Source organism: Chryseobacterium luquanense (genome assembly GCF_026460945.1).
Lineage (GTDB): Bacteria > Bacteroidota > Bacteroidia > Flavobacteriales > Weeksellaceae > Chryseobacterium > Chryseobacterium luquanense.
The window spans coordinates 73,483-95,839 of sequence record NZ_JAOVZV010000021.1 but is presented as its reverse complement, the minus strand read 5'-3'; the positions used below and the strand labels follow the sequence as shown (position 1 = coordinate 95,839).

The window sequence follows — 22,357 nt, the reverse complement described above, 5'->3', positions numbered from 1 at the left end:
ATTAATTTAATGGTAAAGTGAAATAAAACGTTGAACCTTCATCAATAATACTTGAAACTCCAATGTTTCCATGGTGTTGCTTGATAATTTCCGAACAAATGTAAAGCCCTATTCCCATTCCCTGAAACTGGAGCGAAGACTCTTCTACACGATAAAATTTATGGAATACAGCTTCCTGCTTAAAATCAGGAATTCCAATCCCGAAATCGGTAACATTTACTTTTACTTCCTGCTCTTCTTTGTCAACAAAAGTGGTTACAATAACCTGATGATTTTCAGGAGAATATTTAATAGCATTCGTTAAAAAATTAATCAAAACCTGCTCAATACGTATTGCATCTAAAGGAATCAGAATATCAGGAATATGACCGTGCCGGTCAATTTTAACCTGTTTATTTTCGTGAGTTTGAAGTATTGTATCTATAGAATTCTGAATAAGCTGATCAAGGTTGGTAGGTTTTTTATTAATCTTAAGTTTTCCGTTTTCAATTTTAGAAACATCCAACAAATCAGTAATCAAGGTATTCAATTTTTCAATCTGATCATGAACTTTCACCATAAAACCTGCCTCTGCACTTTCTTTATCTAGTTTTAGTTTCCGGTCTAAAAGCTGAACGTACGCTTTAATACTCGTCAAAGGCGTTTTTAATTCGTGGCTTGCGATACTCAAAAATTCGTCTTTTTCTTTCTCAACTTTTTTCTGATCATCGATGTCTGTGAAAGTTCCTACCCAATTTTTAATTACATTTTCTTCAAGAACAGGAGTCACTCGAAGCAAATGGTATCTGAAATCTCCAGTTTTTCTATTTTTAATACGAATTTCGAGTTCTAGAGCCTTTCCTTTCTTTTTGCAACGGGAAAATTCTTCTTTTATATCTAAATCATCGGGATGAACTTCAGGAAAATTGGTATCGGAAATTGAATATTCATACCATTTTCCGTTAACAAAATCTACAATTCCTTCTTCATTTAAAGTAAATGCAATTTGTGGTAAAGATTCGAGCATCAGATGAAAATGATCAATCTGAGATTTCATCGTAACCTGAGATTCGCGTCTTCCTTTCACTTCAAGTTCAAGGCTTTGCTGCGTTTTTTTCATCGCAATACTCTGCTCCTGAATATTATAAAAAGTTTTTACTTTCAATAAAAGAATTTCAGGATCTACAGGCTTTGTGACATAATCTTTCCCTCCCGAAGCGTAACCTTTTGTGATAAATCTTTTTTCGGTATTTACAGCCGACAAAAATATAATAGGAATTTCTTTAGTTCTGCTGTATCCAGCGAGAGTTTCGGCAACTTCGAAGCCATCCATTTCGGGCATCTGAACATCTAAAATAATTAAAGCATAATCATTTTTTAATGCTTTCCCTAATGCTTCCTGACCAGAATCTGCTGTATCTACCTGAAAATCTTTAGATTCTAAAAGTTTTTTTAATGAAAAAAGATTGTTTTGGTTATCATCAACTATTAAAATCATATCAACGAAAATAAATAATTTGTTATAATTTACTTAGCCTCAAAAATACTTACAATAATTCGATAAACAGTTATACTTGAGTCATATTTACCATAATGTAAATTAGCAATAATTAATTTGAAAAAAATTCAGTAAAATTTTCAGATAATCACAAAAATTATTTAAAAAACGAAATAAATTGGAGTTTATCTTAAATTTCCAAGAAATGAGTACTTTCTATGAAGCTTCTACTTTGAAATTTTGTTCTATGTTCGCAACAATGATGCCATTTAAAACTAAAATTATTATCTCAAGATTTTTTTATTTACTTTGTATATTGTCAGTAAAATTTTCCCTTATAAAATAAAAATGAAGAAATTCTTTCTATCAATAATAATTTGTATTACGTTCGGAAGTTATAATTTACATTCACAATCTAAGACCAACAATTTTGAATATTTCGTGAGAAAATCAACTGCTGTGGGTTTTGGTAATATAAATGAACTGAAAAATAAATGGCAAGAATTAAAAAATGATACCGTAGTTTATAGTTCTTATTTTAAAGGAGCATCTTGTGATATTCCACAATCTAACTCAATGAATATGAAAATTGTAAATGATAGTTTAATTTTTAATTTCGGAATTAAAAAGAACACTGATTGTGAGCGGAGATTTGGCAGTTCCGGAATTATCGTTGATTTTGTCATCAATAAAAAGAAATATCCAAATTACAAAGATTTAAAAATAAAATATATAGGAAGAAATTAAAACTGTATGAGCATAGAAAATCAAATTGAAGAATATATTTCTGGTCAAACTATACAAAAGAGAGAAGATTTACTGAATCTACATAAAATTATTCTTGAAATAATACCTTCCTGTAAGTTATGGTTTTTTGATGGTAGAAATAGTGATGGAAAAGTGATCGCCAATCCCAATATTGGTTACGGTTCTCAAAATTTAAAGTATGCAGATGGAAGTTCCAGAGAATTTTATCAGTTGGGAATCAGCGCCAATACAACCGGAATTTCCATTTACATTATTGGAATTGAAGACAAAAATTATTTAGTCAAAACTTATGGCGATATAATAGGAAAAGCAACTGTGACAGGTTATTGTATTAAATTTAAAACTCTCAATAACATCAATTTGGATGTGCTAAGAGAAATTTTAAAGTTTGGATTGAACAATTCAAATTAAATACCTCTACTCTACAAACCAAATCTCAAACCGGCTTCCTTGTTCCAAAGCTTTATAATTAAGATAACCTTTGTGAGCTTCGATAATGCTTTTGCTCAGAGTCAAACCAATTCCGGACCCATTGCTTCTCGTTGTAAAAAACGGAAGAAAAATCTTATCCTGAATTTCTTTCGAGATTCCAATTCCATTATCTTCCACAATTAAAATGATACGTTTATTTTGAGTTTTGATTTCCGTTTTTATCGTCTTTTCAGCATTATCAGATACAGCATAAATTGCATTTAGGTAAAGATTAATCAAACACCTTTCAATCATTTTTTCGTCAGCAAGAATGATTTTATTTTCTAATGAATTGATAATCGTAATATGATTTTTTTCAAATTCAGGTTTCAAAAAATTGATTGCGGATTCTACAATTTGAGTTAAAGAAATTGTTTTGCAAACGGGTTTCGGAAGCTCCGCAACTTGTCGGTAATCATCAACAAAATTCAGTAATTGTTTTGATTTTGAATTGATAACCATCAAACTTTCCTTCATATCTTGTTGGTCTTCTTTTTCAATAATCTCTTGATTTGCAATATATTCAAGATTTTGAATTAAACTATTAACAGGCGTTAAAGTATTCAGAAGTTCGTGGGAAATCACTTTCATCAGATTGTTCCAAGCCAGTTTTTCTTTTTGCTCGATGATTTTCTGAACCGACTCTAAACTAATAATACAAAATCGATTTTTCACATTCTGAACCTTTTTTGTCCTTAATGAAAAGGATTGTTTTGTGTTTTCATTAATCGAAATATCAAAAAATTCCTGAGAGTTTTCGTAATTCGTTTGTTGAATGATTTTATAGAATTCTGCGGTTTTATTTTCATAAAGATTCCAAGAATTATATTTCGGAATTTCCAAAATTTCCAGAAAAATTGGATTCACATAAAAAACGTCCCAAGCATCATTTTTTTTTGACAAAATCATCAATCCGATTTCCAGCTGATTCAGAATTTCCTCATACAAAAGTTTATACGATGACAGCGAAAGATATTCTTCTTTACTTTGATAGTACAATTTTACAGCATTATTTAACAAGCTGTTTTCCTCTGTTTTTGGGAACAATGAAAAATCTTTTTTCTGAATCGCCAAAAGCATTTTTTCCGTTTTCTGAATAAAAGACAAAGCTGAAGTATACGCCAAAATAACGCAAGCAAAACTCATCAGCGAAAATAAAAGAGAGTTAATCCATTTATTCTGAGAATAAAAATCAAATGCAAAAATGCCACAGGCAATTGCCAGAAAAATAAATATAACCCAGAATATTTTTTGTTTATTCATAATTGTATTCTTTAAAGCCTTATCAAGGTTTATAAATCGATTTTAAAATATATTACGAAAAAATCACAATTCAAATTTTTCCATTCTTCTGTACAACGCTGCTCTTGATAAACCCAAATCTTCCGCTGCGAGAGAAATATTTCCCTTATGTTTTTTCAAAGCTTTTTTAATCAGGATTTCTTCCATTTCTTCGATGTTGAGATTCACAATTGTGTTTTCTGATTCTTCATCTTGAGGCATTAGCAATTTAATATTTTTTTCGTTGGAAAGAATCACACTTCGTTCGATGCAGTGGTCAAGTTCACGAATGTTTCCTGGCCACGAATAATGCATTAATTCAGCAATTAAAACTTCATTGAGAACCAAATCAGGCTTATGATATTTCTGTTTGTACTTTTCTAAAAAATAATCAGCTAAATTTGAAATATCTTCAATTCGTTCTTTTAAACTTGGAATACTTAATTCGACCGTATTTATTCTATAATATAAATCCTTCCGGAACCGGTTTTCTGAAACGGCTTTTTTAAGATTTTCGTTGGTCGCAAAAATAAATCTAACATCCAACAGGCGTTCTTTACTTTCCCCGATTCTCGTCAGTTTTCTATTTTGAATCAGACTTAATAATTTGGTCTGAAGATGGAGCGGAAGATTTCCGATTTCATCCAAAAATACCGTTCCGTTCTGCGCATTTTCGATTTTTCCTGAATAATCCTGATTGGCGTCTGTAAAAGCTCCTTTTTTATAACCGAACAGTTCAGCCTCAAAAAGATTCTCGGAAAGGCTTCCCAGATCGATATGAACAAAGGGCTGATTTTTTCTTTCAGAAAGCTCGTGAATGTGTTCTGCCAAAACATATTTTCCTGTTCCGTTTTCTCCCAAAAGCAAAACATTGGCATCCGTTGGAGCAACCCGTGTGATTTGTTCCATTACTTCTTTCATTGCAAAAGACTGGGTTTCCAGTTGATATTGATTGGTTTTTATACTGACATTTTCCCATTGATTCAGTTTTTTGTTTTTTCGGGAAATATCAACGGCGAGGTTTACCGAAGCATACAATTTTTCGTTATTCCAGGGTTTTAGAATAAAATCGGAAGCGCCGTTTTTCAAAGCTTCAACCGCCAATTCCACTTCGCCGTAAGCAGTCATCAAAATGATCGGAAGCTGAGGTTCCAGCGTTTTAATTTCATTCATCCAGTACAATCCGTCCTGTCCGTTTTCGAAACCTTTTCGGAAATTCATATCCAAAAGTACTGTATCAACTTGTTGTTCTGATAAAAATTTAAGAATGTTTTTCGGCTGGCTGAGACAACTGACTTCAGTAAAAAACTTCTTTAACCAGACTCTCGCCGAAAACAAAATGTCTTCGTCATCATCCACAATTAAAATATGAGCTTCTTTTTTTCGCATTTTTATAATTTAAAATCTGAAATGACTTAAATAAAAGGCTTCGACTTTGCTCAGCCCGACAAATATTAATGAACTATTAACTAAAATTGTTCGTTTTCGCACAAAAAGTGTTCGATAATGAACAGTATTAAAATGAAATAAAATAAAATCATTCACATTTACAGGAAGTTACAAGATTATAAATCTCTGGCAAGTGTATTGTGTAATTAGTTATAAATAAAGAGGTTACCTCAATTATGGATACGAAAATAGTAAAAAAGAAATCTAAACTAAAATTTATATTAATCATCCTTTCTTCTGCTTTGGTGGTTTCTGTGTTTGGATGGTATTTTCTCAATCAGAAAGAAACGTACAATGTGAAATCTGAAGACATTACCGTTGAGGAAGTTACCAAAGGAAAATTCGAAGATATGCTGATGGTTACTGCGCAAACACAATCTCTGAACTCATCTTTAGTCAATGTTTTGGAAGGTGGCGCTGTAAAAGAAATTTTTGCAGAAGACGGACAAATGGTAACAAAAGGACAACCCATCGCAAGAGTTTATAACCCGAATACAGAATTTAATTATTTAAATCAGGAAACAGGAATAATGCAACAGATCAGCCAGATGAGAAGTTCGCTTTTGGAATTGAAAAATCAGGAATTCAATCAGGATAAAGAGTTGCTTCAGTCTCAAAATGATTACAATACGGCTTTGCAGTCATTCAATCTTCAGAAAAGATTATATGATGCAGAAATCGGAAAGAAAACAGATTATGATATCAGTCTTCAAAATTTGAATTATCAAAAACAAAGAAAGCAAATCGTGGAAAACGGAGCTAAAAATGAAAAAACTTCCAGAAATTCTCAGTTTTCTGCCATCAATAGTTCCATTGATCAAATGGAAAAAAGCCTGAATATTCTTCGATCCAACAAAAATAATTTCCTGGTAATATCGCCTGTCTCCGGAAGATTGTCATCATTCAATATTTCATTAGGACAAAATCTGACTACAGGAGAAAGTATCGGCAAAGTCGATTTGATGGGCGGTTACAAACTCATTGCGAAAGTTGATGAATATTATATCAATAAATTAACCGTCGGAATTAAAGGAAGTCTGGATAATAACGGAAAAGAATACGAAGTCATCATTAGCAAGATTCTTCCAGAAGTAAAAGACGGTCAGTTTTCTGTAGAACTAAATTTTATCGATGCAAAAATTGAAAACCTCAAAATCGGGATGACCTTCGGGGTGAAACTGAAATTATCTGCTGACACGCAAAGTAAAATGATCCCTAAAGGAAATTTCTACAAAGACACGAATGGAAAATGGATTTTTGTAGTAAAAGGAAACAGGGCTGAGAAAAGAAATATAAGTCTTGGAAGAGAAAACCCTTTATATTACGAAGTGGTTTCGGGATTGAAACAGGGCGAAACTGTGATCACTTCAGATTATTCTGAGCTTAAGAAATATGAATTATTGGATATTCAAAAATAAATTTAAAAACTAAAAAATATAACAATGCAAAAACTACTATTACTTATTATAACAATTATTATCGGGCTTTTCATTTCAACAACAGTTTTGAAAGGACAAAATTTTTCGAATAAAAATTCAGTAGAAACAAAAACTTTCAATTTAGGTTCTTTCAATGCGGTGAAATCTTCTCAGGCAATTGAAGTGGAAATTGTAAAATCGGAGGAAGATAAAGCAGTGGCGACGAGTAATTACATTTCTGAACTGAATATTGAGGTTAAAGATAAAACGCTTTACGTGAAATATAAACCTGATGTTTCGCTTCAAAATGCAGATACAAAAGTGATTGTTTATGTGAAAGATTTAGTAAAAGCTGAGGCAGAAAATGCTTCGAATATTAAAGTGAAAAGTGTTTTCAATAATGTCCGTCAAACTTTCGAAACCAGAACTGCAGGGAAAATTTTTGCAGATTCTAAATCAGAAAATGTTTACATCAATCTTAGAAATACTGGTGGATTTTCCGGAAAAATTAATGCGAAAAACCTGTTTGCAAATATAAGTTCTGCAAGTACTTCAAAATTGAGTGGTTCTGCAGATCATGCAGAAATCAATGCAGACAGCGCCAGTAATCTGGATGCAAAAAATATGACGACTAAAACGGCAAAAGTCTATGCAACTGCAACATCAACCGTAATTTTGAGCGTTTCTGAAGAATTGACTGCTGAAGCTACTTCTTTAGCTAAAATAAAATACAAAACTTTATCAGGAATCAGGTTTTCGGCGAAACGAAAATCGGGTGGAGAAATAGATTCAATTTAATTCAAAATAAACTATAAAATTTAAATAATACTGCAATGATAAACATACAAAATCTTTCAAAAATCTATAAAACTGAAGATGTACAAACCAATGCGCTAAATAATGTAAGCCTGCACATAAAAGAAGGCGAATTTGTTGCGATAATGGGACCTTCAGGCTGTGGAAAATCCACTTTTCTTAATATCCTTGGACTTTTGGACAGCGCTTCTTCAGGTTCTTACCAGTTTGAAGCTGCTGAAACCATCGGAACTTCTGAAAAGAAAAAATCTGAGATCAGGAAGAAGAATATCGGTTTTATTTTCCAGAATTTTAATTTGATTGATGAATTGACGGTTTATGAAAATATTGAATTACCATTGATTTACAACGGTGTTTCTTCCTCTGAAAGAAAAAAACGTGTGGAGGAAATTATGGAGAAAATCAACATCGCACATAGAGCAAAGCATTACCCACAGCAACTTTCCGGAGGTCAGCAACAGAGAGCAGCCGTTGCAAGAGCTTTGGTGACAAGACCAAAATTAATTCTTGCTGATGAGCCTACAGGTAATCTTGACAGCTCCAACGGAAACGAAGTGATGAATCTTTTGGCTGAGCTTCACAGAGAAGGTTCTACGATTGCAATGGTGACGCACTCTTCCTACGACGCCGGCTACGCTTCAAGAATTGTAAATATGAAAGATGGCGAAATTTTCAGTGAAGAACATTCTTCCCAAAGAAAAGATGTCTTTGAAAAAGCGGAGGCTAAGAATTTTGAGTAATTCTATTAGCTTAAAATTATAAAGTGAAACCGAAGGGTTAAATGCCATAGCCGTAGGTAAAACCTACGAAAAAAAAAGAACATTCATTATCCATTTTAAAATAATCAGCGGAGATTTCAGATTCTCTGTTTGTCCGCTGTTTTATTATCAATAATCATTAATTATTTATCGATTATGCTCAACAACTGGCTCAAAATTGCCTTCATCAACTATAAAAAGAACTGGCTTTCCACCATCATCAATTTATTCGGATTGACGATTGGTCTGACTGGCTTTATGCTCATTCTGATGCATTGGAATGACGAGGAATCCTATGAAAAATGGAATCCTAAAAAAGATAAAATTTTTTATTTTCAGACCCATAATAAAAAAGAGAATATTTACGGAGCTGCAATCTCAATTCCTTTTGCAGACCGTGCCTTAAAATTAATTCCTGAAGTTCAGGATTATCTTTTAATCAACGGTTCGGGGTTGGGATATAAAATGACCACGACGAAAAAGACTGCCTATCAGCAGGATGGGATGACTGTTTCTGAAAATTTTTTCAATTTTTTTCCTTTTCAATTGGTTTCCGGAAATTACAAAAATGCATTGAAAGGAGACAATACCATTGCCATCTCAACAACTACAGCTAAGAATTTATTTGGCAAAACTAATGTAGCGGGAGAAAACATCAAATTTGACAACAAAAATTTTGTAGTAACGGCAGTCTATGAATTACCAAAAGAAAACAGCCAGATAAAACCTGAATTTATCATTTTGTCTTACGAACAGATGAAGAATGATAAGGAAATGTGGGGGAACTTCAATTACGGATGTTTCTTTATGCTGAAAACAGGAACAGACCAAAAAGCTTTACAGCAAAGGTTTCTAAAAGATATTTTTGAGTACAGAGCAAAAATAAATGCTCAGCCTTCAGGGGTTACCGTCGAAAAATACTTAGAATTGTATGGTCCTACAGGAAGTTTATTTACCCCTATTGATAAAATTAAGCTTCACGCCGAGTCGACTTGGTTTGGTAAACCTGATTTCAAATCTATAATCATTTTATTTACGCTTTCTGTTTTGATAGTGATTTTATCAGCCATTAATTTTATTAATCTTAAAACCGCTCAGGCTTCTCAAAGAGCAAAAGAAATCGGGGTAAGAAAAGCCATTGGAAGCACAAAACTTAACTTAGTCGTTCAGTTTTTATTAGAAACCTTCCTGATTTGTTTTGCTTCATACATTCTATCGTTAGCGTTGACTGAAATTGTTCTGCCGAGTTTCAACAAGTTTTACAATAAGGAAATTGTAATGAATGATTGGCATGTTTACTTCTATTCATTCTTGATGGTTGCTGTAGTTACATTGGTTTCAGGATTTATTCCGGCGACTTATCTTGCTAATTTTAAAGCAATAGAAACGCTTAAAGGGAATTTCGCAAGAAGCAGACACGGCGTTTGGCTGAGAAACGGAATCTTAACGTTACAATTGATTATTTCTTCATTTTTTATCATCGGTGGATTGATCATCAATCAGCAGGTAAAATATATGATGAATAAAGATTTGGGATTCAATGGAGACCAGATTTTTCAGATTAATTTTAATGATTACGGTAACGGAAAACCTTGGCTGAAATATGAAAGGCTGAAAACCGAAATGGCAAAAATTCCTGGTGTAGAAAATATTTCGTTTTCGGAAGCGCCACCCGGAACAGGTAATCAGAGCTCTTCAAATATGGATTATATGAATACCAGTATTCAAGGTAGACATGGCGCTATGGATTACAACTATCTTCAGTTTATTGGCGTTAAACTCCTTGAAGGTCGCTGGCTGGATCCTAAATTATCTTCAGATACCATTAATAATGCAATGATAAATGAAGCTTTTGTCAGAAAATTTGGCTGGACAAATGATCAGGCGATGAAAAGGGAAATCAGACCTGGATTTGATAATAAACCCTATCATATTGTAGGTATTGTAAAAGATTTCAATATCAGAAGTTTAAAAAGTGATGTGGAACCAATGATATTCTTTCACTACAAAGAAACTGCATGGAAAAGATTTGGCGTAGGAAATATTCAGTTGAAACTAAAATCAGATGATATTGATGGGACAGTGAAAAGAATAAAAACTTATTGGCAAAATAAAGTAGAACCGGGCTATCCTTTTAACTCTTATTTTATTGATAAACAATTTTCAAAAACATTTGAAAATTATCAAAAGCAACAGACACTTTTCACCGTGCTGAACGCGATGGTTTTGATGGTTGCATTACTCGGATTATTTGCTTTATCATCATTAATGATTGAACAGAAACTGAAAGATGTTGCCATCAGAAAAACTTTGGGAGCATCAGACAAAACTTTGATTGTCGGGTTAACAAAGCAATTTCTTTGGATAACTTTTGTTGCAGTTTTAATCAGTATTCCAATTAGTTACTATCTGATGAATGAATGGCTGAAAGACTTTGCTTATAGAATCGATATGCCGGTTTTCCCATACGTTTTGAGTCTGATTTTATTATTGATTTTGACTTTCGCTGTTGTAAGTATTAAAGCTTATCAGGCTACAAAAGTCAATCTGGTGAAATATCTTAAATACGAGTAGAAGCAGGATGTCAGAAGATGGAATCGGGAAGTTTTAAACAAAGTAGTTAAACTTCCGTCTTTCCTCACCCAACTTCCAACTCAAAATCATTTATCAACTATTATTCATCAATTATGATTAAAAACTGGCTAAAAATAGCATTTATCAACTATAGAAAAAACTGGCTTTCCACGATGATCAATATTTTGGGATTGAGTGTTGGTCTGTGTGTTTTCCTATTGATTTTTATTCATTGGCAGGACGAAAAGTCTTATGAAGACTGGATTCCGAATAAAGAAAATATTTATTTAGTTGAAAACGGGAACTCATCTTTCGGAACAATGGTCGTTTCCAGTTATCCTGAATTAACGGTTTCAAAGGAAAAATTTTCTGAGATTCAAGATTTCACTATTGCAAATTCATGGAATGGTTATAAAGTACGATTGATGTATGGAAATAAGTCGGCTTATACAACCAATGCAAGAGCAACAGATTCTTACTTCGATTTTTTTCCGATGGAAAAAATTGCCGGAAGCTTTAAAAATGCAATCAGCGACGACAGCAAAATAGCTATTTCTGAAGAAACAGCAAAGGTTTTATTCGGAGATGAATATAAAGACTGCATCGGTAAAACATTGAAACTAGATGATTCTGAAAACAAATCTTACGTTGTGACTGCTGTTTATAAAATCCCAACAGGAAATACAGTCTTTCGTCCCGGCTTTATAATGAGACATCCCAATATTGATAAACAGAATTTAGAATGGACAAATTACAGCTATGTAGGATATTTTAAAATAAAACCGGGAACAGATATTGCCGCTTTAGAAAAGAAACTTTCTGAGCAACAGTCTCAACAGGAAAAAATAAGTTCCGAAAAATGGGGCGAAAAATATGATGAAAAGAACAGCGCAAAAGTTTATCTCACTCCGATAAGCAAAATGAAGCTGGATGCCAAAAGTGAAGGAATTGATAAGGGCGACAAAAAATCAATCATGATTCTTTTGGGATTATCCGCATTGATATTACTTTTATCAGGCATCAATTTGATTAATCTTAAAACAGCACAAGCTTCACAAAGAGCAAAAGAAGTGGGTGTCAGAAAAGTGGTGGGAAGTTCAAAATCAAAGCTGATTCTTCAGTTTTTGCTCGAAACTTTTATCATCTGTTTTACAGCGTACATTTTAGCTTTTGCAATGGTAGAACTTCTGCTTCCTTCATACAACAAGTTTTTAGGAAAAGGAATAAAGCTGAATGACATTAATTTATTCATCTACAGCGGTTTACTTTTAATCGTATTTTCATTCATTTCAGGATTAATCCCTGCTCTATATCTTTCAAATTTCAAACCGATTAATACGCTTAAAGGAAATTTTTCAAGAAGCAGAAACGGAGTCTGGCTGCGCAATTCTATCCTGACTTTACAGCTCATTATTTCTTCATTTTTCATTATTTGTTCTCTGATTATTCATTCTCAGGTAAAATTTATGATGAATAAAGACTTAGGCTTTAAAGGAGATCAGATTGTGAACATACAGTTTAATAAAACGGATTGGGAAAACGATTATAATTATAAAAAGTACATCCGTCTAAAAAATGAAATCTCTAAAATTCAAGGAGTTGAAGATATTACAGGTTCGATAAACTCTATCGGATTGGGAATGGCAAATGCATCACTAGTGAAAAATGCTTTAGATACTACAAAAACAGTAGAAAATGTTGTGACAGGAGCTATTGATTATAATTATTTTAGATTTTATAAAATGAAATTTGTTTCCGGAAGAGATATGGATCTTCGGTATGCTTCAGATACGATTTCCGGAACTGTTGCCAACGAATCATTCATCAAGAAAATGGGCTGGAATAAAGATCAGGCTCTCGGAAAAAAAGTTTTTCCGGGTTGGGAACAGAAAAAGAAATATAAAATTATCGGTGTTTTGAAAGACTTTCATATCAATGGTGTAGATAAACCTGTAGAGCCCATGCTGTTTTTTAATTATGATAGAAATTGGGCGAAAAATAATATGCAAAATTTGCAGATCAAACTGTCGGGAGATGATATTAACGGAACATTAGAGCAAATCAAAGAATTCTGGCTCACAAAGGCTGAACCAGGCTACCCTATCAATTATGAATTTGTAGATAAGCAATTTGCCAAAACTTTCGAAAAATTTCAAAAGCAACAGACCTTATTTACCATCTTAAACATTGTTGTGCTTGTCATTGCATTGTTAGGATTATTCGCCCTTTCATCATTATTAATTGAACAAAAATTAAAAGATGTAGCCATCAAAAAAACCTTAGGTGCAGACGAAAAAATGATTATTTGGGATTTAACGAAAAGATTTTTACTGATTTGTGTAATTGCTGTCTTCATAAGCATTCCGTTTGGATATTATGCCATGAATGAGTGGCTGAAAGATTTCTCTTACCGAATTGATATGCCGGTTTGGCCATATGTTTTAAGCATGATTTCACTTCTCCTTCTAACATTTATTGTTGTTAGTTTTAAAGCTTATCGAGCTACAAAAATCAATCTTGTAAAACATTTAAAATACGAATAACGGCGAATCAGATTCCCTCCTTCGGAAGGGTAGCGAAAATTCGATAGAATTTTTGACGGAGTGGTTTTATGCTGTCGCTAAAACAATTAAAAAATGAAAAAACTATTCTTCATATTCATCATCAACCTTTTTCCTGCACAACAAAGCTGGACACTTCAACAATGTTTAGATTATGCTTCAACAAATCATCCGTTGATAAAACAGGCAACCGTAAATATTCAGAAAAATAATAGACAGATTGCTGCGTCAAAAGGAATGTTATTGCCATCTGTAAATGCAGGAGCAAACCACAGTTACAGTTTTGGTTCGTCGATCAATCAGTCAAATAATCAGAGAGAGTCTCTCAATACACAATATGACCAGATTTTTGCTCAGGCAAATGTTGAATTATTTAATTGGAAAAATTATTTAAATATTTCTTTATCAAAACTTAATAAAACAACAAATACATACAAACTAAAACAAGCTCAAAACGAAATTAAACTCAATGTTATTCAGACTTTTTTTGCTTATCAAAACAGTAAAAGCTGGCTGGAAGTTTTAGAAACCCAAATTTCAGGAATTGAGGAGCAAATCAAACGAACTGAAAAAGAAGTCGAGATTGGAAACCGCCCGAAAAGTGATGTTTATGACATTAAAGCAAACCTCGGAACTTTACAGGAACAATGGGTTTCAGCAAAAAATCAACGGGACCTAGCAAAAATAAACCTTTACAATGCACTGAATATTAAAGATGAATCAATTGATTTTATTATTGAAAATGAGAATTATCTTGTTGAAGAAAATTTTAACAATTCTGAATTCACCAATCAATTAATTGAAAATAATCCGGCCTATAAAGCGGTTATTGCTGAAATCAAAGCTCAGGAAAAAAATATCGATGTAGAAAAATCTAATTATTTACCCACACTTAATGGAAATTACAGTTGGTCTACTTTTTACAATAAGCTTTTAGGAAATAATAATCTTTCAAGCACTAGTTTTTCGGATCAGTTGAGTCAAAATAAAAATCAGTCGATTTCTTTTGGCTTAAATATTCCTGTTTTCAATAAGTTTCAAATTAAAAACAACGTAGAAATCGCAAAACTGAATGTCATAAATTCAAATTACGATAAAGATTTGATTATTAATGATCTTACGAAATCTATCAATTCTATAAAAGTTCAATATCTGAATGCTCAGGAAAAATATAACCTTCTGGAATTAAATTTTGAAAATCAAAGGCTTTCTTTCCAAAAATCTGAAGAAAAATACAAAGAAGGCTTGATGGATGCTTATACTTTCTTCATAGTTCGAAATAACTGGCTTCAGGCAAACTATAATTTAATTAATAGTAAAAATGATGTGATGCAACAAATGGAATTGGTGAAGGTTTTGAGGGTTAGTTATTAATTGTGTGTAACAAAAAGAGAATATCTCAGAAATGAACTTGCAACTCTTTTTGAGGTATTTTTTTGTTTTAATTTCTCAAAAGAGGGATTCGAAACTATCATTTAAAACCTTGGTCACATACAGCCCAATAGTGCCATTTTTATAATCGAATTAATCATTATTTAATTCTACAGCAAAACGAATAATGTTATATTCCCCTTTGTCATTTATAGCATACATAAACCCCGCGCGCTTCAAATTTCCCTTTCCTGAAGTAAATATTGTCGCTGATGTTACCGTTGCTACCATCCTGTAACCCTCTATATTTTCCATCTTTCATGTATTTTAATTTAGAGTGATGACTAAACAGAAATTATGATTCTAATTACTCTGATTCCCTCCGACCAGTTTAAAAACCCCTCAGCTAATTATCAGTTAAGATTTATACGAAATCTATAACAGTATCCGCAGATGAATGCAATCATCAATTAAAAAATTAGATCCAGAACAAAATAAAAAGTACTTCCAACTCCAATCTCACTTTCCACAGCAATGGTTCCGCCTTGGGCTTCAATAAATTCTTTGCTGATACTCAGACCAAGACCTGTGCCTTCAGTTTTTGTCCCAGGAATTCTGAAATAACGGGTGAAAACTTTATTTAAATACTGCTCTTCTATCCCACGACCGTTGTCTGTAACTGAAAATTTTACCTGATCATTATCCAATTTAACGACATTAATTTCAACCACCGATTTCTCATGAGAATAACGGATGGCATTCGATACAATATTGTTCAAAACCCAGGAGGTTTTTTCGCTGTCTGCATTCACAACGGAAATTCCCGAAGCGATATTTGTTTTGATGAAAATCTCCTTATTTTCTGCAGCCGATTTGTTTGCAGCGATGACATCTTCAATCATGTTTTGAACTGATGAAGGTTTTATATTTAATTGCACCACACCAGATTCCAGCTGAGTCATATTGAGAAGCTCGCCGGTAATTCGGAGTAATCGCTGCGTATCATCTTTAATTCCGGAAACCAACTTCTCTTGCTCCTCATTGAGATGACCAATTCTTTCATTTTCCAACAATTGCAAGCCCATTTGAATGGATGAAATAGGAGTTTTGAACTCATGTGAAACTGTTCCCATAAAATGTGTTTTGGCTAAATCCAGTTCTTTAAATGGTGTAATGTTTCTCAGCATAATAACCTGACCAATAAAACGGCTTTCTTTTTCTCCGGTAGGAACTACGTTGATATCTAATATTTCTTTTTCAAAATAATTTTCTTTCCCTTCCATAAAAATTTTCAATGTTCCTGTAGAGTTTTTCGTCGCATCCGGATTAACAATTTCACGGATAAGATCACGCACCAAGTCGTTGGAAACAGCAACATCCTGAATGAGTTTTCCTACAAAGTTTTCTTTTTTTAAACCTGAAATTTTTAATGCTTCATCATTCACGAAAAGAACTTTCCGGTCTTCATCAATTCCAATCACCGCATCGTGCATATTGTCAATTAGGGTTTCAATTCTTTTTTTCCCTTTTAAAATTTTATCAATTCTACTCTCTGAATATTCCTGAAGTTTTTCTGCCATTGTATTAAAAGATCTCGCCAATTCTCCAAACTCACTGCTGCTTTCAAACTGCACCCGTTCTCTGTAATTCTGATTGGCGATCTGATGAATACTCGAAGTAAGTTCCCGAATCGGATTAGAAATATTGGCAGGCAAATTCACCATCAAAATAAATGCAATCAGAAAACACAGAGTTCCGGCAATAGAAATTACCGCAATTGCATTTTCTGCCGTCGTATTGGCAATTCCGCTTTTGATCTGAATGGCATTCATATTCAGCTGCATCAGTTCTGCAATATCTTTTCGGATTTCTGATTGGATATTTACATTTCCTTTGTCAACTTTCAGTTCCCAAAAATGATCATTGATATTTTGAGTTGCTTCTTTTTCTCCGCTTTCTGTAATATTCCGACGCTGGAGATCAAGATTTTTCTGAAATTCTGACATTGCAAACGGCTCGGTAGAAATTTCTTCGAGAGACAACAGCATATTTCTGGAGTACTGCAAGGTATTGTAGTTGGCTACAAGAATATTCTGTGTATCTTTTTTAAGCTGATAAATAAACCATCCACCCAAAGTTGACAGGATAATTATCATAAAAAACAGCAGACCAACGCCTGCATTAAGCTTAGTTTTTATTTTCATTACGACAAAATTACTAAATCTACGTTCTGTTTTGACAGTCTTTTGAGTAAGGAATTAAAAGTGTCTGTTGCCAGAATAATTCTCCAGATATCCAAATGTGGTTTTCCGATACACATCGTCGTAATATTTCTTTCTTCGCATTGCTCCATGATGGTCATTGCAATATTTTTACTTTGAATTTTGATGATTTCTGCGCCTAATTCGGTTGCCAGTCTGAAATTATTAATCAAATGTCTCTGTTTATTCAGCGCAATTCTGTCCGCCGATTCTCTGGGAACCTGAACATACAGCAAAAACCACTGACTATTATAGTAACTTGCCAGTCTTGCGGTTTTTCGGATGACATTTTTTGCAGTTGTCTCATTTGAGCTGATACAAGCCAAAAATCTTTCTTTTTTTAAAGTTTTCCCGGTCACAACTTCAGTTTCAACTTTTCTTGTAACCTGCGATGCCACTTCTTTCAGCGCCAACTCACGAAGTTGAAGGATATTTTCGTTTTTAAAAAAATTATTGAGTGCAGAGGGTATTTTACTTTGATCGTAAATTTTCCCTTCTTTTAATCTTAAAATCAATTCATCAGCGGTAAGGTCAATATTGACAACCTCATCCGCCGAAGCTAAAACGGTATCAGGAATTCTTTCTGCAACTTCAATTCCGGTTACAGCTTTTACCTCATCGTTGAGACTTTCCAAATGCTGAATGTTGACAGCACTGATGACATTAATTCCGGCATCTAAAATCTCAAAAACATCCTGCCATCTTTTTTTATTTTTGCTTCCTTCGATATTGGTGTGAGCCAATTCGTCAATAATCACAATTTCCGGACGCAGGACGATGATCGCCGGAACATCCAGTTCTTCCAGCTCTTTTCCTTTGTAAAATAATTTTCTTCGGGGAATAATAGGAAGACCTTCCAGCAAATCGTGTGTTTCCTTACGATTGTGTGTTTCCACATATCCTATCTTTACATCTATTCCGTTTTGAAGGAGTACGTGAGCTTCCTGCAGCATTCTGTAGGTTTTCCCTACGCCCGCACTCATCCCGATGTAAATTTTCAGTTTACCCCGTTTTGAACTGTTGATGAGATGAAGAAACTCTTCTGCGGATTTTCTTGATTCGTTCATTTTAAATAAAATGATTTAATTCTATTCTGAGATATTTGTAAAATCTTTTAGACCAATGAGAGATTTTTAATTTCATTCAGACATAAATTTCAAGTGAATTTTTTTTGACCCCGCCCTAAATGGAGAAAACCTCTCTTGAAATTGACCAAAAGTACTTCCTTTAGGGCCGGGAAAATAATTCTGGTCAATTTTATATAGGCATTAAATTAAAAAAAGATCTGATTCATTCCTATTAAAATGAAATGGCCAATGCTGTCGTCGCCGTCAGACTGTTTGTATTAAACTCATCAGTCCTGTTCATAAAGATAGCGTCTTTACTGTTTAAATTTCTGATTTCCGTACGCCAGACAAGATTCGGGAAGATCTGATAATCGGCATTCAGAGAATATCCGAAAGTTTTAAAACCGTTTTCTGTTCCGGTAGCAATGATCACTCCTTTTTCATCCTGATAATACTCTCCTCTTGCTGTAAAACTCAGTTTTTCTGTGGCATTGTATTTTGCAATTAAAACCGGTGTGTACCAAATATCATATTGCTCACTTCCTTTTTCTTTTTGTTCAGCACCAATGTCAAAACCTGCAGTGACTCCAAACTTTTTATTAATTTGATACACTGCATACAGATTATGAAAATATCGCATCTGGCGAATGCTGTCGGGTTTATCGTTTCCGATAAATGAACTGCTGTTGATGGTCAGTTTTTCATTAGGTTTAAAGATCAATTGATGCCCAAATGCAGGCGTAGAATTTCCGTCAACTCTTTGAATACGTTGCCAACCATTGAGTACTAAACCGCTTAAAAACCACTTTCCGCTTTCTGAAGTGTAGGAAATTTTAGCACCTGTCTCGAAATACGGCGAGTTGTCAGCAAAAAGACTTCGGGTAAGCGTCCAGTTGTCTTTTCCAACGGCACTTTCAAATCCTAAATGGGATGGGAAAATTCCGGCATCAATCCATAGATTATGCTTTTTGGAGATTTTCAAGCCAACGTTCGCTTCGTAAATATTTTTCATCACTCCCTGCTCCGCTGCATAATTGGCATTCATATACGTTCCAACTGCCAAAGCCAAATTGGCTTTCACTTTTTCTGTATTGTATGCCGTTTTTATATAAGCTAAATTGACGTTTACTTCATTGTTTCGGTTGTGACTGTAAACAAAACCGGGGCGGCTGTTATTTTTTTGATTATTAAAATCTGCAGTGTAGTAAACTTCAGCATATCCACTTACTGTAAGAGGTTTAGAGATTGAATCGTTTTGAGCAGATGCAGTGATTCCGCATACCGCTAACAAAACAAATAGTATTTTTTTCATTTAATTTAAATTTAAGAAAAAGATGGGATTTTATTAAAAAAATAAAACCTACGATGATAAATATTGATTTTAAAATTTACTTTCCACTTAATTGGTCGAGTGCAATATTCAATTTTAGAACATTGATTTTTTCAGGACCAAACATTCCAGCCAAAGGTTTTTCTGTATTTTGAACGATAAGATTATTGATTTTTGCCTCATCGATATTTCTGATTTTCGCAATTCTTTTTACCTGAATTTTAGCAGCCTGCACAGAAAAATTCGGATCTAATCCGCTTCCGCTGGTTGTAACCAGATCTGCAGGAATATCTGACTTTACAATTCCAGGATTTTTCAACAAAATCGTATCGATACGAGCCTGAACCTGTTTCAAATATTCTTCATTCGATGGACCTTTATTACTTCCTGCCGAACCTGCTGCATTATAATCGACTGCTGAAGGACGGGAATTGAAATATTGGTTACTAGTGAACGACTGTCCGATATTCGAATAGTAGGTTTTATTATTGTGTTTAATTAAATCTCCCTTTCCTTGGTTCGGTGAAAGTTGAGCAATTGCCCAGACGGAAATCGGATAAACAATCGCAAGAAGAACAATGCACAAAGCAGTTAGTTTGATTGCGGGTAAAATATGTTTTTTCATTTTGATGGTAATTTAATAAAGACAAATGCAGGAAGAATTGAGATAGATATTGGACGAAAAGTAATTTGATGAAATTTCCTCCCTGCCTTGTCTGTTAGATATTTAGAAAAATAAGGATACGACGATATCGATGATTTTAATTCCGATAAAGGGAATGATGACTCCTCCTAATCCGAAGATTAATAAATTCCTTCTCAGCAAAGCCGATGCACCGATGGGCTTGTAAGCCACCCCTTTCAATGCCAACGGAATCAGTATCGGAATGATAATCGCATTGAAAATGACTGCCGATAAAATTGCACTTTCCGGACTGTGAAGATTCATAATATTTAAACCTTGCAAAGCAGGAATTGCCGTGATAAACAATGCCGGAATAATGGCAAAATATTTTGCAACATCATTGGCGATACTGAATGTAGTCAGCGTACCTCTTGTCATCAGCAACTGTTTGCCGATTTCCACAACTTCAATTAATTTCGTAGGATCATTGTCGAGGTCGACCATATTTCCGGCTTCTTTTGCAGCCTGCGTTCCGCTGTTCATGGCAACACCTACGTCTGCCTGAGCCAATGCCGGCGCATCATTAGTACCGTCACCCATCATAGCAACCAGACGACCTTCCTGCTGTTCTTTTTTGATGTAGTTCATTTTATCTTCCGGTTTTGCTTCGGCAATAAAATCGTCAACACCTGCTTTTTCAGCAATAAATTTTGCAGTTAATGGATTGTCACCGGTTACCATTACCGTTTTAATACCCATTTTTCGGAGACGATCGAAACGTTCGCTGATTCCGGGTTTGATGATATCCTGAAGTTCAATCACTCCCAAAACTTTTTCATTTTCTGAAACCACCAATGGTGTTCCTCCGTTCTGAGAAATTTCTTTAACTTTTAAATCTATTTCTTGTGGAAAAATATTTCCGGCAGCTTCCGATATTTTTCTGATGGCGTCGGTTGCTCCTTTTCGGATGCGGTTTCCGTCGTAATCAATCCCTGAACTTCTGGTTTCTGCAGTAAATTTGATAAACTGCGGATTACTGATTTCATAACTCAACGGATTGATTCCCGACAGTTCAATGATTGATTTTCCTTCAGGAGTTTCATCTGCCATTGAACTCAAAACAGCCGCTTTGATTAATTGTGTTTCATCAACTTGGTTAGCAGGATAAAAATTTGTTGCCTTACGGTTTCCGATAGTGATTGTTCCTGTCTTATCTAAAAGCAAAACATCAATATCTCCAGCTGTCTCCACTGCTCTACCGCTTTTTGTAATCACATTGGCGCGCAATGCTCTGTCCATTCCGGCAATTCCAATAGCAGATAAAAGTCCACCAATAGTTGTTGGAATCAGACAAACGAAAAGAGAGATAAATGATGCAATGGTAATCGTAACATTAGAATAATCCGCAAACGGTTTTAAGGTCACACAAACGATAATAAAAACCAATGTAAAACCTGCCAGCAAAATCGTCAAAGCAATTTCGTTCGGTGTTTTTTGTCTTGAAGCACCTTCTACCAACGCAATCATTTTATCTAAAAAGCTTTCGCCGGGCTGCGTTGTCACTTGTACAACAATTTTATCCGACAAAACTTTTGTTCCTCCTGTTACAGAACTTTTATCACCTCCAGATTCACGAATGACAGGAGCAGATTCTCCGGTAATCGCACTTTCATCTATGGTAGCAAGTCCTTCAATGATTTCTCCGTCAGAAGGAATAATGTCTCCAGCTTCACAAACAAAAACATCTCCTTTCTGTAATTTAGATGAAGAAATTATTTCACCATTTTGCAGTTTTGCAGGCGTTTCTTCTCTTGTTTTACGAAGACTGTCTGCCTGAGCTTTACCTCTTGCTTCGGCGATGGCTTCAGCAAAGTTTCCAAACAAAACGGTGAGTAAAAGAATGATGAATACCGTAAAATTGTAGGCAAAACTTCCCTGAGATTTTTCTCCTGTCAAAGTCCAGACGCTTACGAAGAACATCACCAATGTTCCGAGCCATACGAGAAACATGACGGGGTTTTTAAACATCAGTTTCGGATTCAGTTTCACAAAAGACTGTTTCAATGCTTCCTGAACCAATTCTTTTTGAAACAAAGATTTATTTTGAGTCATTTTAATTTCTTTTATTTA

Annotated in this window: 17 protein-coding genes; 8 read left to right on the top strand and 9 right to left on the bottom strand. The window is 34.1% G+C overall.

The annotated features are described in order from the left end of the window. Position 1 precedes the first annotated feature (1 nt). Complete coding sequence (locus tag OEA66_RS17760) at positions 2-1,477, bottom strand: hybrid sensor histidine kinase/response regulator (protein WP_267282655.1); 1,476 nt, start codon at positions 1,475-1,477, stop codon at positions 2-4. Positions 1,478-1,825: 348 nt separating this feature from the next. Between OEA66_RS17760 and OEA66_RS17755 the strand changes: the two genes are divergently transcribed. Further along, positions 1,826-2,224, top strand: a complete 399-nt coding sequence (locus OEA66_RS17755; RefSeq protein ID WP_267282654.1) for a hypothetical protein — start codon at positions 1,826-1,828, stop codon at positions 2,222-2,224. Positions 2,225-2,230: 6 nt separating this feature from the next. Beyond that, positions 2,231-2,656, top strand: a complete 426-nt coding sequence (locus OEA66_RS17750; RefSeq protein ID WP_267282653.1) for a DUF1801 domain-containing protein — start codon at positions 2,231-2,233, stop codon at positions 2,654-2,656. A gap of 6 nt (positions 2,657-2,662) precedes the next feature. Here OEA66_RS17750 and OEA66_RS17745 read toward each other — a convergent pair whose 3' ends face one another. Beyond that, positions 2,663-3,979 carry a sensor histidine kinase gene (locus OEA66_RS17745; RefSeq protein WP_267282652.1) on the bottom strand — a complete coding sequence of 439 codons (1,317 nt, stop codon included), beginning with the start codon at positions 3,977-3,979 and terminating at the stop codon, positions 2,663-2,665. Between the two features lie 63 nt (positions 3,980-4,042). After that, positions 4,043-5,386 carry a sigma-54-dependent transcriptional regulator gene (locus OEA66_RS17740; RefSeq protein WP_267282651.1) on the bottom strand — a complete coding sequence of 448 codons (1,344 nt, stop codon included), beginning with the start codon at positions 5,384-5,386 and terminating at the stop codon, positions 4,043-4,045. A 236-nt stretch (positions 5,387-5,622) separates the two neighbouring features. Here OEA66_RS17740 and OEA66_RS17735 point away from each other — a divergent pair, with 236 nt between their 5' ends. From OEA66_RS17735 to OEA66_RS17710, 6 genes are all read left to right on the top strand, one after another. Then, positions 5,623-6,864, top strand: coding sequence for an efflux RND transporter periplasmic adaptor subunit (locus tag OEA66_RS17735; protein WP_267282650.1), 1,242 nt, complete (start codon positions 5,623-5,625; stop codon positions 6,862-6,864). A gap of 24 nt (positions 6,865-6,888) precedes the next feature. Next, on the top strand, positions 6,889-7,662 hold the full coding sequence (locus tag OEA66_RS17730; protein ID WP_267282649.1) for a GIN domain-containing protein: 774 nt from the start codon (positions 6,889-6,891) through the stop codon (positions 7,660-7,662). A gap of 35 nt (positions 7,663-7,697) precedes the next feature. After that, a complete protein-coding gene (locus tag OEA66_RS17725) occupies positions 7,698-8,420 on the top strand; it encodes an ABC transporter ATP-binding protein (RefSeq protein WP_267282648.1) in 723 nt (240 codons plus the stop codon). 174 nt (positions 8,421-8,594) lie between these two features. Beyond that, entirely contained in the window at positions 8,595-11,012 is a 2,418-nt protein-coding gene (locus tag OEA66_RS17720; protein ID WP_267282647.1) for an ABC transporter permease, read from the top strand. A gap of 113 nt (positions 11,013-11,125) precedes the next feature. After that, positions 11,126-13,555, top strand: coding sequence for an ABC transporter permease (locus OEA66_RS17715; protein ID WP_267282646.1), 2,430 nt, complete (start codon positions 11,126-11,128; stop codon positions 13,553-13,555). A gap of 93 nt (positions 13,556-13,648) precedes the next feature. Next, positions 13,649-14,947 carry a TolC family protein gene (locus tag OEA66_RS17710; RefSeq protein WP_267282645.1) on the top strand — a complete coding sequence of 433 codons (1,299 nt, stop codon included), beginning with the start codon at positions 13,649-13,651 and terminating at the stop codon, positions 14,945-14,947. Positions 14,948-15,097: 150 nt separating this feature from the next. Here OEA66_RS17710 and OEA66_RS17705 read toward each other — a convergent pair whose 3' ends face one another. The 6 genes from OEA66_RS17705 to kdpB form a co-directional block, all read right to left on the bottom strand. Next, complete coding sequence (locus tag OEA66_RS17705; RefSeq protein ID WP_267282644.1) at positions 15,098-15,259, bottom strand: hypothetical protein; 162 nt, start codon at positions 15,257-15,259, stop codon at positions 15,098-15,100. A gap of 155 nt (positions 15,260-15,414) precedes the next feature. Further along, entirely contained in the window at positions 15,415-17,148 is a 1,734-nt protein-coding gene (locus OEA66_RS17700) for a sensor histidine kinase (RefSeq protein ID WP_267282643.1), read from the bottom strand. After that, the gene (locus OEA66_RS17695; RefSeq protein WP_267282642.1) at positions 17,148-18,272 is read right to left on the bottom strand and encodes a sensor protein KdpD; all 1,125 of its coding nucleotides are present in this window, start codon (positions 18,270-18,272) and stop codon (positions 17,148-17,150) included. The genes OEA66_RS17700 and OEA66_RS17695 overlap by 1 nt, the downstream gene beginning before the upstream one ends. A 232-nt stretch (positions 18,273-18,504) precedes the next feature. Beyond that, positions 18,505-19,584, bottom strand: coding sequence for a porin (locus OEA66_RS17690; protein ID WP_267282641.1), 1,080 nt, complete (start codon positions 19,582-19,584; stop codon positions 18,505-18,507). Between the two features lie 76 nt (positions 19,585-19,660). Beyond that, the gene (locus OEA66_RS17685; protein ID WP_267282640.1) at positions 19,661-20,227 is read right to left on the bottom strand and encodes a K(+)-transporting ATPase subunit C; all 567 of its coding nucleotides are present in this window, start codon (positions 20,225-20,227) and stop codon (positions 19,661-19,663) included. A 102-nt stretch (positions 20,228-20,329) separates the two neighbouring features. After that, positions 20,330-22,339, bottom strand: coding sequence for a potassium-transporting ATPase subunit KdpB (gene kdpB / locus OEA66_RS17680; RefSeq protein ID WP_267282639.1), 2,010 nt, complete (start codon positions 22,337-22,339; stop codon positions 20,330-20,332). Between the last annotated feature and the right edge of the window lie 18 nt (positions 22,340-22,357).